We start from the raw sequence: 12,233 nt of genomic DNA on the forward strand, positions 1-12,233 counted from the left end.
TCCCCTGCGTTCCAATGCCCGCCAGCATTCAAGGACTGACGGCCGTCGCCTGCCGTCGCCACGCTGGCGGGGCCGGGCGCAGGCAGTGTGCCATGAAGCGTGGGCGGGCGAAAATGCGATTCAACGCCCAGTCACGATTTACAAGGGGGGCACGATTTACAAGGGGGTCACGATTTACAAGGGGGTCACGATTGACGCGGGGATCACACTCCACGCCGGCTGACCGAGACGGGCGGCCTAGTTGATGGCGCTCAGGTCTGTGCCCTGCAGCCGCTCACGGTAGCCGGCCAGAAAGGCCTCGAAATCGCCGACCTCGGCAATCTGCTGGGCAATGGTCCGTGACAGGACCACGTCGCGGCCCTGCCCGCCAATGACCAGGCGGAACTCATCCGCGTAGAAGGTTCGTTCCATGGCCACCGCAAAACGGGCCGCGGTGGCGGCCAGGGCCCGCTCGTCTTCGGCCAGCGCCTGGGCGACGGCCAGATTGAGCACCAGGCTGGCAGAGTCCTGATCGAGGTCCAGGGCTGTGTCCGGCGCATCGGGCTGCACGGCGCTGGCGAGGCCCTGCAGAATACGCGCAGCATCGCCCCAGGCGCCCTGTCGCCACATCAGTTCAACCCGCAGACGATCCGCCGCCGCCGTATGGTCACCATCGAGCAGTGCCAGCGCCTCTCCCATGGAGCCCACTTCGCCCAGGGCGCGGGCATAGAGGCGACGACGCTCCAGACGCAGGTCGTTGTCGAGACCGATCATGTTGGTCTGGTCGAGAGCCTGCATGGCCTGAACCGGTTTTTGATCCAGCAGGCGGACGAGAGCCAGTCGCGCGCCGATCCGGGCGCGGGACTCACCGGACAATCGAAACTCCACCTGATGGGCCAGCAGCTCACCGGCACGGTGCAGCAAATCGACCCGCACCAGATCATCGGCCAACCCCTGAATAAGACGGTCGCCGTCGCTACCGCCGGGGGTCAGTTCACGAAACTCATCAAATAGGGCGATGGCCCGCACCGGGCTGAGCCGCACGTCCGACGACAGAAACGCCTCGGCAAAGGCCGCGCGCATGGTATCGGCCACCGCCGCCACCGCCGGATGATCGGGATAGGCCTCGACCGCCTTGCGCAGGGTGGCCAGGCCATCGCGTGTGCGGCCGACGGCGATATAGGATTCGCCCAGTTCGCGCATAATACGAAACTCAAAGCGGTCGCCGCGCCAGGTGAAGCGAACGGCTTCCAGCGCCTCAATGGCCTGGTCGAGCGTGATCTCGCCGCTGGCCCGGCGCGCTTCGGTCAGGGCCATAACCGCGCGCGACCGGACAAACCGGTCACCGGTCTCCGCCAGGCCATCCAGGTCGGCCAGCGCGCTCGCGGTATCGCCCAGGGCAAGCGCGGTCTGGGCGGCGAGCAGAGCCCGCCGCCCGGCGCCGGCGTCACTTGCCGGGATCAGGTCCAGATCGTCCAGCAAACGGCGCGCGGCCAGGCCGTCATTGCTTTCCAGCGCCGCCTCCACCATGGCCATGGTGAGCGCGGCGCTATAGGGCGCTGGGTAATCCAACAGGTATTGCTGGCCCTTGCCGAACACCGCCAGCGCCGCCACCGGTTCACCTCTTGCGGCCAGCACCGCCGCCCGCCAGGGCGCCGCATGGGGGTCGCTCTCCAGGCTGGACACCAGCAGGTCCGCCGCCGCCCGGTCCATATCCCCGGCCAGCCACGCGGCCGCCCCGGTCAGGGCCCGAAACGACGGCTGACGCAGGCGTTCGGGATCGCTTTCGCCAACCACCGCCAGCAGACCCATGGCTTCACGAGAGCGGCCATGAGCGAAGAGCAACTGCGCCAGATCGAGGCGGGCGAGATTGCGGGCTTCGTCGCCCTCGCCCACGCCTGTGCCCGCGCCGCGCACCGCCAGACCGCCGGCCGCGACCGCAGCCTGCATCAGGGTATGACGCGCCGCCTCAAATCCGCCGAGATCATCGCGCCGCCAGCGAGCAAAGTCGAACAGACCGTAGAAACTGCCTCCGCCGGGAGCCGAGTCCATCAGACGGTCAACCACCGGCGACACCAGGATGCCGTCGGCGGCGGATATGTGAATGCCGCCGTCGTCGCTCACAACCACGTCGTCGGCCACCACGGCCACGGCCGCGCCCTGGACCGAGGCCAGCAGCGTAAGTTGCGGAAACTGTCTTTCCGATTCAACGCCATAGCCAAGCGGGGTCACCGGTGCAATGCGCAGGGTGTCGCCGACGTCGGGATCATGCAGATCGATGATGCGCCCGACCTGACCGATGGCCGCGAAAAGATGTGGCGGCGCGCCACCGTCCTGCACAATCGTGAAGTCCAGCGGAAACTGTGGCGGTCGCCATTCCGGCAGCACCTCGACCGTCCAGACGAGACCATCGCGTGACACCGTGGGCCACAGCCCCGGCGCCGGCAAACGGAGCGCGGCGGCGTCGGCCCCTTCAACGCGTTGCGCCCGGCCGGCGACGCCACCAGCCTGTTCCAGGGCTTGCAGGTCCAGGTCAGCCGCGCGGTCAAAGACAATCCAGATAAAGCCATCCCGGCGAAACACCGCGGCAGCCACCGATTGTGTCCAACCAAAGGAGAGCGTGACCGCATCACCGCTCTGGCGCACACCAACCGGGACGATAGGAAGGCCATCGGACGGCCCGGCGGCCGGTGGCGGCGTCGCCACCGCCTCAGCCGCGGCCAGCAGGCTGGTGGGCTGCGGCTCCGCCGGGGCTTCTGTGTCCTGTGCCACAACGCCGTCCGCCGCAGCGGTGTCAACGCCAGCCTGAGCAAGCGCTGGTGTTTCTTCCGGCGGCGACATCGGCGGCCGCATGATATCCAGCACAAAAGAGTTGTTGTGCGAGAAGTGGCGCAGATCGGAGGCGGCAGGGATGGCGAAGCGGGCGCGCACGCCGCTGCCCTGGGCATCGACCTGGCCGAGAGTGACGAAGGGCGGCAGTTCCTCCGCCAGGCGGTCCGTGGCCAGTACGCCCGGATGACTGAAGGTGACGGTGACGTCTGGCCCGGCCCGGCTGACCACCGCATCCACCGGCTGCGGCCAGTCAAAGACAAGGCGAAAGAAGGCGCTGTGCTCGCCAACCCGAACGGTAACAGGAGGCGGGCTCGTCTCCACCGGCGTTGCCGTCGCGGCCTGACCCGCCGCGGGCTGGTCCGTCGCATCCGCAGCCGTCGCCATGCGCGCCAGGGTCGCGGCGGCCTCAGCCATGGCGTCGACCGCATAGAGGTCAAACACCAGCGCATGACCCAGACGGAACTGACGCAACTGGTAGTCCCGCCTCAAGCGGAAAGTGACGGTCAGGCCATCATCGCTGACATCGGCCGATGCCACATAGTCGACCAGGCCCCTTGGCACCGCCGCAAGGGCGATATCCCCCACCGGATCGGCAAAGTGAACAGCAAGCGCCTGGTCCGTGATTGCCGCCTCATAGACCACCGGCCGCCCCCAATCCACGACGATGCGTCCAAACCCGTCATGGACGCCAACCCGGACGGCAGGTTCGGTCGAGGCCGCCGCCGGGGCCGGGTTTGCCGGCAGCAGCACAAGGCAGGCAATGGCCGCGATGACCAGAGCGGCGAAGCGGTGGTGATTCATCGCGCCGCCTCCGTGATGACGATATCAACCCGCCGGGCGCGCCTTTGCGCGGGACCATCGCCACCGGAAAACTGACCGGAACCATGACCGCTGACGGCCGGGCGTCCGGCATAGCCGGAGACGGCAAGCGCCTGCGCCACACTGGCCGCCCGCGCCAGCGACAGTTCCCAGTTGGAGGGAAAGCGGCGGGACGGCTGCGGGTCCGTATGACCGGCCAGCTCAATCCGGTTGGGCAGGCTGTTGAGCAATGGAGTCAGGCGGGCCACGGCAGCCTGTCCTGCGCGCGCCAGCTCCGCCCGGTCTGGCGCAAACAACAGGTCGCCCGGCAGCGATACCACAAGGCGGTCCGGCCAGCGTTCCACAAAGACGCCACCGAGCAACGGATCGGCGCGTAGCTGCTGTTCCACAAGGACGGCCACGTAGGACAGATCCCGCGGTCGCAGAATCTGGCGTGCATCCACCCGGCCGTCTGCCTGGCTGAGCGGTTCGCTGACCTGATCGCGCTGACCGGCCGCGAGCCCGTCGACAAACTGCCACCAACGGTCGTTCGCTACCGTCGACATGGCAAACATCATCACGAAGAACGTCAGCAAAAGCGAAACGAGGTCAGCGAAGGACAACAGCCATACGGTTCGCGATGGGCCGCCCGCCTCTGCAATCGGCGCCGACCAAACCGTCCCGGTCGTGGGCTGAACCGGTGCCACGTCGCTCATTGGGTAGCTGCATCCGTCGCGGCGTCCGACGGCACCGCATGAAAGACAAAGCGGACCATTTCGTCCCCGGTTTCGGAATCGAGCACGATAGCAAGGCGCCCGGCCGGCGCCCCGGCCGCAAGCAGAGCGCGCGCAAGGAGACCGCTGTCCGCCACGATCCGGGACGTGGCACCAGGCTGATCGGCCATACGTACATTTGCCGCCAGATGTATGGCGCCGGCCGGCCGGGCGACGGTTGCCGCCACGCGCGACAGCAGGGGGATGACCGACGGTCGCACCGTACGCGGGCCATCGGGCCCCTGGGCGGCGAAGAGGGCGTCGGTCGCTACATCAATCTGCAGGGCATTCCCGGCATTGAGCCGGCTGACAGTCAAGCCCGGCAAAGCGGCACTGAACAGTTTCGTCAGGTGGTTGAAGTTGGCCTCCGCCGCGTTGGCCAGCTCCGGCGTCGGCTCACTGTCACTGCCGTCGGCGGCGATACCCCAGCCCGGGGCAAAGGCCTGATTGACGCTTTGCATTACGTCGCGCGCCTTGCGCGCATCCACTTCAGAAATAGAGCTGAGCAGAATGAAGAAGGCCAGCAGGATCAAAAACAGGCCGAGATAGAGGTAGAGGTTGGCATCAGCCATGGAGCGGGACGGCACACCGGCATGGGTAGCGATCCCGTCACCGGCGACGGGTTCTGCCACCACCGGACCGCCGCCCAGCATCGCCGCAACCCTGGCGCTGGCGGCATCGGCGGTGGCGCTTTTCGGCCAGCGGACCACGGCGATCAGCTCCCCTCGCCGGGAAGCAACGGCCGTCTGGCCAGTTCCGCTGTGATAATGCGCGCGGTGTCGGGCGCCATAGCGGCGAGGACGGCGGCGCTCGACCGTTCTTTCATACGGGAGACGATGTCCAGCAGAATGGCCAGTTCAAGGTCCTCGAAAATGCGCGCCGCTTCCTTGGGCTTCATGCTTTCATAAATGCGCACCAGGCTCCTCAACTCCGCCTCTTCCTGCTCGTTGACCTGTTTGACCAGGGCCTGGATCTGCGTCCGCAGGGCGGTCAGTTCGCCAACCTTGGCCTCAATGCGCTGTTCGGCGGCAATCAGCAAAGCTTCACGCTGGTCCAGCTCCTGCAAACGCGCCGCCACTTCACGACGACGCTCGGCAATTTCATCCAGAACCGCCTGTTCAGCATCAGACAGGCCAGTGGTCAGCGCGGCCGCCGGCAGGACGCCGGACTCCTCCGTCGCGGCTTCACTCCCGTCGCCGTCCGCGGTATCCGCCGCCGCCACTTCCACCGCCGTGGCCGGCGCTTCCCCGGTCTGCTCAGAGGCACGGGCAGAGGGTCCACCGTCGAACAGAACCAGACCGGTGCGGACAACCAGGAACAAAGCCGCGGCGATGACAAAAAGCGACAAAGGCCGCAAGGCAAAGGCTCGATGCGCCATCGTCAGGTCACCGCCCGTGCACGCGCGCCAACCGCCCGCCCGGCCGGCCGGCGGTCACTGGTCGGCCGCGGCGCCGCTGTGTAGCGCTGAGCGATCGCCGGTGAAATACCGGTAGTCGGCGAGCCGGCGGCGGCCGCCGCCGGGCGCCGCGCGGATGCCTCTGACACTGGCGCCACTGGCGCCCCCGGCATCAACGAGGGCGTACGGCCCGTGGATTCCAGGCGGTGCGCGACGCTTTCACCGCGCTGGATCATCACATCCAGATCTTCGCGCATGGCGCGAATCCGCGCGGTCTCCTCTTCCCAAGACCGCTGATCGGCGGTGGATGCCGTCTTGAGGCCGGCGATAGCGCGCTCGGCGGTCTGGGTGGTCCGCTGAAAGTCGCCGAGCAGCCGCTGCAGAAGATCGCGGTCATTGCGCAACCGGGCCAGTCGGCGGTCCAGCACGAACGCATAACCAATGCCCACAGCAAGCAGCAGGATAATGGCGATATCGAGAGAGAGCATGACCGTCAGCGCTTTTTGTAGAGGACGTCTGAGACCTTGACCGCCATGCGGTCTTTCTGCCGGCCCATGCTGCCTTCGAACAGGACCACGTCACCGCAGCGCAAGGCCACAGGGCTATTGGCTGTGCAATCCAAAACGAAGCGGTCGCCCACCTTGAGGTTCAAAACCGTGGGCAGTGAAACCTGCTGCTGATCGAGGACCGCCTCGATCTCCACATCGGTGTTCCACAACTGTGTGGCCAGATGGGTTTCCCAAATGGAGTCACGGCCAAACTTCTCGCCCATGAACATTTGCAGCAGAAGCTCGCGGATCGGCTCCAGGGTGGCGTAGGGAATGATGACCTCTATGCGACCACCGCGGTCTTCCATGTCGATGCGCAGACGAGCCACAACAGCGGCATTGGCCGGGCGCGCGATGGAGGCGAAGCGGGGGTTGGTTTCCAGCCTGTCAAAGCGGAAGGTGACCGCGGACAAGGGATCGAAAGCAGCGGAAAAATCCGCCAGGACCACATGGATCATGCGCTCCACCAGATTGCGCTCGATCGTCGTGTATGGCCGGCCCTCGATGCGCGCGGCGGTACCGCGACGACCGCCCAGAAGAACGTCAACGACGGAATAGATCAGCGCGCTGTCGATGACCAAAAGGCCCTGATTATCCCACTCTTCGGCGCGGAACACGCTGAGCATGGCCGGCAGGGGGATAGAGTTCAGATAGTCGCCAAAGCGCACCGATGTGACGGAATCCAGGGACACTTCCACATTGTCGGATGTGAAGTTGCGCAGGCTGGTGGTCAGCAGGCGCACCATGCGGTCGAAGACCACTTCCAGCAGCGGCAGCCGCTCATAGGAGACCAGCGCACTGTTGATGATGGCCTGAACGCCGGACGTGGCCTCGCCATTGCCGTCGCCGCCAAAGCCGAGAAGGCTGTCAATTTCCGCCTGCTCAAGGATGCGGTCGGCGTTCTCGCCATCGTCATCGCCAGCGTCGCCGCCTTCGCCCTCTTCGAGCATGGCTTCCCAGGCCGCAGCGGCGTCATCGTCACCGGCGGGTGCGGCGGCCTGCTCTTCGGGTGCTGCAATATCGGTGGTATCTGACATGAACCTCTCGGCGAGCTAACGGGCTGACAGGGCGCTCAAGCGCTACTGGACAAGCATCTCGGTGAACAGCACATCGCGCACCTCCGCCGGCGCCGCGACCTGCGTCACACGCAGAAGCAACTCTTCACGCAGGCGATAGATGCCGGCACTTCCCTGCAGATCCTCCAACCTCAGGTCCCGCAGATAGGCATTAAAGCTGTCAACGATGCGCGGCATCGCCGCCTTGATGCGCGGAATGTCGTGCTCGCCGCCAACCTCCAGGCTCACCTGGACCTTGAGGAAGTTGCTGCGCCGTCCGTCGCTGGCCAGATTGACCAGCATCTCGGGCATTTCGAAGAACACAGGAGGCAGCACCTCGGTCGCTTCGGCATGGTCGTCCTCGCCACCGCCGCCGCCAATCATGCCCGTCGCAAACAGACCGCCAGCCGCAGCCAGCAGCAAGACCACCGGCGCCGCGATAAACAGAATCAGCTTCTTGCCGGCGCGCTTCTTGCGGGCGGGGGCCTCGCCCTCGCCGTCAACACCCTCACCCTCGGCCTCATCACTGGTCAGTTCGGTGCTGCTCATGATCTGCTCTCCGGCCTGGCGCGGCATGGACAATCCGGTCGGCCCATGGTCTGGCCCGCGTGATCGCCCTTTGGCACGGCGATTGTTGGCCTTTGGTGGTTAACAATGTCTTGCGGCGACGGCCCGACGGCTGGTCTTTGCCGGGCCGCGGCAGAACTTGCCGGGCATAACGACGTATGCAGCCCTCCCGGGCCGGGCCGGGCTCGCCCGCTGTACGCGTCCATGGCGGTTTTCCGCGTATTTTCCCGGCTGGCACGGCATCTGCACATAAAGGGTCGCGGCACCCGACCCCGCCGCCAACCGGACCCGACCCGGAGGCGCCAAGCCCATGAAGAACCCGAGTTATGTTGCCCTGTCGCGACTGACGGTCATCAATCAGGCCCTGCAGGTCGTGGCGAACAATGTGGCGAACATGAACACGACGGCGTTCCGCGCCGATCGCATGTTGTTCGCCGAGCATCTGGCCAGACCGCAAGCGCCGGTCGGCGCGACCCGTGACCGGATTTCCTTTGTCGAGCACCGCGCGACAGTGCTGGACCTGACACCCGGTGCGATCACCAGCACGGGAAACCCGCTCGACCTCGCCATCGAAGGCGAAGGCTGGCTGGTGGTCGAGACGGATGCCGGCGAACGCTATACCCGCGACGGTCGTTTGAAGCTGGATGACACCGGCCAACTGGTGACCAGCAACGGCAACCCGATCCTGGGCCAGGGCGGGCAGCCCATCGTCTTTGCCCAGGATGACGGCCACATCGAGATCGCCGCCGACGGCACAATCTCTACCGAGAACGGTCAGATCGGACAGTTGCAGCTCGTTGCCTTCGACTCCCCCTACGCCCTGGAGAAGGCCGCAGGCGGTCTGTTCAGCAGCCGCACACCGCCGATTGCCGCCGAGGAGGCGACCATTCGCCAGGGCGCCCAGGAAGACGCCAATGTGCAACCGATCAGCCAGATCACCGAGCTGGTCTCGCTGCAGCGGGCCTTCGTCTCAACCAGCCGCATGATCGACCAGGAGAACGACCGCCAGTTGCGCGCCATCCGTTCCCTGGTGCGCCAGGCATAGGGCCAGCACAGTGATTTTCATCCCGACCGACATCCGCCCGACAAAGGACACACGTCATGAGTGAACGCGCTCTTTCCATCGCCGCAACCGGCATGCTGGCTCAGCAGCTCAACGTCGAGGTGATATCCAACAATATCGCCAACATGAACACCACGGCGTATAAGCGCCAGCGGGCGGATTTTGAGGATTTGCTCTACCAGACGATCAATCTGGCCGGCACGGATTCATCCGATACCGGCACGGTTGTGCCATCGGGCATTCAACTGGGCACCGGCGTCAAGGCGGCGGCGGTCTACCGCATTACGGACCAGGGTGACCTTCTGGCCACCGGCAATGCGCTTGATGTTGCGCTGCAGGGCCGCGGCTACCTGCAGGTAGAACTGCCCAACGGCGAGACGGCCTACACCCGCGCCGGCGCACTGCAGTTAAGCCCGACCGGCGTTCTGGTGACCGCCGATGGCTATGAAATGGTACCGAACATCTCCATTCCGGCCAACGCCACCGAGATTACGATCAACGGCAGCGGCGAAGTCATCGTCAAGACCGCCGACGCCGTCGCCCCGGTGACCCAGGGCCAGTTGCTGCTGGCCACCTTCCTCAATGAAGCGGGGTTGCAGGCAGCCGGCGACAACCTGTTCAAAGAGACCATAGCCTCCGGCGGCGCGGTTACCGGCACACCCGGCACTTCTGGATTCGGTACGATCATCCAGGGCTATGTGGAGACATCCAACGTCAACACGGTGTCGGAAATCACCAACCTGATTACCGCCCAGCGCGCCTATGAAATGAACGCCAAGGTCATCGAGACGTCAGATCAGATGATGACCACCGTAGCGCAGTCGATCTAGCGCCATGCGACTCTTCAGCCTCGCTCTATTCAGTGTCATGATCTTTGCCGGCGCGGCGTTGGCGGCGAGTCCGCTGACGCTACGCAGCGATACGGTGGTCACCGGCGACGTGGTGCGCATCGGCGATCTGTTCGACAATGCCGCGGAGATGGCCGACATTCCCGTCGCCTTCGCGCCCGAACCCGGCCGCAGCGTGATTCTGGACGCGGCATGGCTGGCCGAAATGGCTCGTCAGTACCGTCTGGACTGGCAACCGGCCAGCCGCTTCGACCGTATTCGCCTGAGCCGGGCCAGCACGCTGATTGATCGCCAAAGCATCGAAGCGGCGGTGGCCCAGGCCCTGGAAGTCCAGGGGCTTGGCAAGGAAATGGAGATTGATCTTGGCCGTCGTCCGATCGAGTTCCACGTTCCGACCACCGACACGGGCGGCGCCGATATCGCCGTGCGCGATCTGGCCTTCGACACGGCGAGCGGCCGGTTCACAGCCATACTTGCGGCGCCGGCCAGCGGCACCGCGCAACACCGATTCGCCCTGAGCGGCCGCGTCCATACGACGGTGATGGTACCGGTCCTGGCCTATGACCTGGCCGCCGGCGAGGTGGTGACGGATGACCATATTGTCACGGTGCGCCTGCGCGAATCCGAGCTGCGGGGCAACCTGGTTCTGGACACAGACCGGCTGGTAGGCAGCGCCGTACGCCGCACCATCGCCGCCGGCGAACCGTTGCGGCCAAGCGACCTGCGCACCCCGGTCGTCGTCAGCAAGGGCAGCCTGGTGACCATCATCTACCGCACGAACGTCCTGACCCTGACCGCCCAGGGCCGGGCCATGGTCAACGGCGCCAGCGGCGAGTCCATTGCCGTGATGAACGCCCAGTCCAACCGTATCGTTGATGCCGTCGTCGTCGACGGAGATACCGTTGCCGTCATCCCGACCCAGTCCCAATCCGGTGCGCCGAACCTGGCGCGGCTGCGCCAGTGATCCCCGGCCAGCGCTCTTCAGAAAGCCTATCATCATGACCACCAAGCCCCGCAATTCGTCGCGACCCCTTACGGTCAGCCTGGTGGCCAGCGCCTTTATGGTGCTGGCCGGCTGCGCCGGCACCGTGGAGAAGCTGGCCCAGGTGGGGAGCGAACCGCCCCTCACATCAATCCAGAATCCCGTGGCGGTGACCGGCTACCAGCCCGTGAGCCTGCCGATGCCGACACAGGTGATGGAATTGCCCGCTTCCAACTCTCTGTGGCGACAGGGCACACGCGCCTTCTTTAAGGACCAGCGCGCCTCCACCGTAGGTGACATCCTGACGGTGACCATCGACATTTCGGACAATGCCACCCTGTCCAACTCCACCAATCGCAGCCGTGTTGCGGCCGAAAACGCCTCGGCTACGCTACTCGGCTATGAAGCGAGCCTGGGTCAGATCCTGCCGGAATCTCTGGACCCGTCCAATCTGGTGGACCTGGACAGTAATGGCAGCACGACCGGGACCGGATCCATCACACGCAGCGAATCCCTGACCGTGCAGGTGGCCGCGACGGTGATTCAGATTCTGCCAAACGGCAATCTGGTGATCGCCGGCCGCCAGGAAGTACGGGTCAATTTCGAAGTGCGGGAGCTGCAGATCACCGGCGTGATCCGGCCGCAGGACATCGAGTCCACCAACCAGATCAGCTATGAAAAGATCGCCGAAGCGCGCATCAGCTATGGCGGCCGCGGACACCTGACCGACGTCCAGCAACCACGCTACGGCCAGCAGATTTACGACATTATCTGGCCGTTCTAGGCCGGGGGATCGCGCAAGCGGCCCAGGGGACCGTCCGTCCGCGGCGGACGACAGCGGGTGCGATCCGGAGGTCGGGACCGGGTCGCACCCGCAAGTCATTTTACAGCCATTGTCCGAGGCCGACGGCGCAGCGCCCTTCCTCCCGTTGAAGACAGGCAGGCGAGCCTCAGTCGTCGCGGAACGTCTTCTCCATACGCTCGTGCATTTCCTGCGCCTCGATAGACAGAGTGGCGATCGGCCGCGCCTCCAGGCGCTTGAGGCTGATTGGCTCACCGGTCATTTCGCAGTATCCGAAGGAGTCCGTCGCAATGCGCTTGAGGGCTTCGTCGATTTTCTGCACCAGCTTGCGCTCCCGATCACGGGTGCGCAGCTCCAGCGCCCGCTCCGCCTCCATGGTGGCGCGATCCGCCAGATCGGCCGCCGACAGGGCATCCCGCTGCAGGCTTTCCAACGTTTCCGTGGTCTCCGCCAGCAGTTCTTCGCGCCAGCGCAGCAGCTTCAGCCGGAAATAGTCCTTCATCACCGGGTTCATGAACGGTTCTTCAGGCGACGGCCGGTAGTTTGCCGTCAAGCGGGCGGGCGCCCGTTTGCGCCGTTTGGGCGCCGCC

At 65.5% G+C, this 12,233-nt stretch carries 12 protein-coding genes; 4 read left to right on the forward strand and 8 right to left on the reverse strand.

Translation table 11 applies throughout. The features are described 5' to 3' along the window. Positions 1–237 precede the first annotated feature (237 nt). From RIE31_02810 to RIE31_02840, 7 genes are all read right to left on the reverse strand, one after another. Complete coding sequence (locus tag RIE31_02810; protein ID MEQ8639532.1) at positions 238–3,612, reverse strand: hypothetical protein; 3,375 nt, start codon at positions 3,610–3,612, stop codon at positions 238–240. Further along, a complete protein-coding gene (locus RIE31_02815; protein ID MEQ8639533.1) occupies positions 3,609–4,325 on the reverse strand; it encodes a flagellar motor protein MotB in 717 nt (238 codons plus the stop codon). Before RIE31_02815 ends, RIE31_02810 begins: the two co-directional genes overlap by 4 nt. Further along, on the reverse strand, positions 4,322–5,092 hold the full coding sequence (locus tag RIE31_02820) for a flagellar motor protein MotB (GenBank protein MEQ8639534.1): 771 nt from the start codon (positions 5,090–5,092) through the stop codon (positions 4,322–4,324). The genes RIE31_02815 and RIE31_02820 overlap by 4 nt, the downstream gene beginning before the upstream one ends. 5 nt (positions 5,093–5,097) lie before the next feature. Next, a complete protein-coding gene (locus RIE31_02825; GenBank protein ID MEQ8639535.1) occupies positions 5,098–5,760 on the reverse strand; it encodes a hypothetical protein in 663 nt (220 codons plus the stop codon). 2 nt (positions 5,761–5,762) lie between these two features. After that, on the reverse strand, positions 5,763–6,266 hold the full coding sequence (locus RIE31_02830; protein ID MEQ8639536.1) for a DUF6468 domain-containing protein: 504 nt from the start codon (positions 6,264–6,266) through the stop codon (positions 5,763–5,765). Between the two features lie 5 nt (positions 6,267–6,271). Next, entirely contained in the window at positions 6,272–7,276 is a 1,005-nt protein-coding gene (gene fliM / locus RIE31_02835; protein ID MEQ8639537.1) for a flagellar motor switch protein FliM, read from the reverse strand. A 129-nt stretch (positions 7,277–7,405) separates the two neighbouring features. Next, positions 7,406–7,930: a flagellar basal body-associated FliL family protein gene (locus RIE31_02840; GenBank protein MEQ8639538.1), complete on the reverse strand. Its 525-nt coding sequence runs from the start codon at positions 7,928–7,930 to the stop codon at positions 7,406–7,408. 328 nt (positions 7,931–8,258) lie between these two features. On the opposite strand from RIE31_02840, the gene flgF reads away from it, so the two are divergent. The 4 genes from flgF to flgH are packed head-to-tail and all read left to right on the forward strand — an operon-like array spanning position 8,259 to position 11,625. Next, positions 8,259–8,993, forward strand: a complete 735-nt coding sequence (gene flgF, locus RIE31_02845) for a flagellar basal-body rod protein FlgF (GenBank protein MEQ8639539.1) — start codon at positions 8,259–8,261, stop codon at positions 8,991–8,993. A 56-nt stretch (positions 8,994–9,049) separates the two neighbouring features. Next, positions 9,050–9,841, forward strand: a complete 792-nt coding sequence (gene flgG, locus RIE31_02850; protein MEQ8639540.1) for a flagellar basal-body rod protein FlgG — start codon at positions 9,050–9,052, stop codon at positions 9,839–9,841. A 4-nt stretch (positions 9,842–9,845) separates the two neighbouring features. Beyond that, entirely contained in the window at positions 9,846–10,823 is a 978-nt protein-coding gene (flgA, locus tag RIE31_02855; GenBank protein MEQ8639541.1) for a flagellar basal body P-ring formation chaperone FlgA, read from the forward strand. A 34-nt stretch (positions 10,824–10,857) separates the two neighbouring features. Then, complete coding sequence (gene flgH, locus RIE31_02860) at positions 10,858–11,625, forward strand: flagellar basal body L-ring protein FlgH (protein ID MEQ8639542.1); 768 nt, start codon at positions 10,858–10,860, stop codon at positions 11,623–11,625. A 166-nt stretch (positions 11,626–11,791) separates the two neighbouring features. On the opposite strand, the gene dksA is transcribed toward flgH, so the two are convergent. Next, positions 11,792–12,157, reverse strand: a complete 366-nt coding sequence (dksA, locus tag RIE31_02865; protein MEQ8639543.1) for an RNA polymerase-binding protein DksA — start codon at positions 12,155–12,157, stop codon at positions 11,792–11,794. Positions 12,158–12,233: the final 76 nt, after the last annotated feature.

Source organism: Alphaproteobacteria bacterium (assembly GCA_040218575.1).
GTDB lineage: Bacteria > Pseudomonadota > Alphaproteobacteria > JAVJRE01 > JAVJRE01 > JAVJRE01.

What these genes read in the sequence shown, in the direction of transcription:
- RIE31_02810 (MEQ8639532.1), bottom strand. Translation starts at nt 3,612, where the DNA reads ATGAATCACCACCGCTTCGCCGCTCTGGTCATCGCGGCCATTGCCTGC.
- RIE31_02815 (MEQ8639533.1), bottom strand. Translation starts at nt 4,325, where the DNA reads ATGAGCGACGTGGCACCGGTTCAGCCCACGACCGGGACGGTTTGGTCG.
- RIE31_02825 (MEQ8639535.1), bottom strand. Translation starts at nt 5,760, where the DNA reads ATGGCGCATCGAGCCTTTGCCTTGCGGCCTTTGTCGCTTTTTGTCATC.
- RIE31_02830 (MEQ8639536.1), bottom strand. Translation starts at nt 6,266, where the DNA reads ATGCTCTCTCTCGATATCGCCATTATCCTGCTGCTTGCTGTGGGCATT.
- fliM (MEQ8639537.1), bottom strand. Translation starts at nt 7,276, where the DNA reads ATGCTCGAAGAGGGCGAAGGCGGCGACGCTGGCGATGACGATGGCGAG.
- RIE31_02840 (MEQ8639538.1), bottom strand. Translation starts at nt 7,930, where the DNA reads ATGAGCAGCACCGAACTGACCAGTGATGAGGCCGAGGGTGAGGGTGTT.
- flgF (MEQ8639539.1), top strand. Translation starts at nt 8,259, where the DNA reads ATGAAGAACCCGAGTTATGTTGCCCTGTCGCGACTGACGGTCATCAAT.
- flgG (MEQ8639540.1), top strand. Translation starts at nt 9,050, where the DNA reads ATGAGTGAACGCGCTCTTTCCATCGCCGCAACCGGCATGCTGGCTCAG.
- flgA (MEQ8639541.1), top strand. Translation starts at nt 9,846, where the DNA reads ATGCGACTCTTCAGCCTCGCTCTATTCAGTGTCATGATCTTTGCCGGC.
- flgH (MEQ8639542.1), top strand. Translation starts at nt 10,858, where the DNA reads ATGACCACCAAGCCCCGCAATTCGTCGCGACCCCTTACGGTCAGCCTG.
- dksA (MEQ8639543.1), bottom strand. Translation starts at nt 12,157, where the DNA reads ATGAACCCGGTGATGAAGGACTATTTCCGGCTGAAGCTGCTGCGCTGG.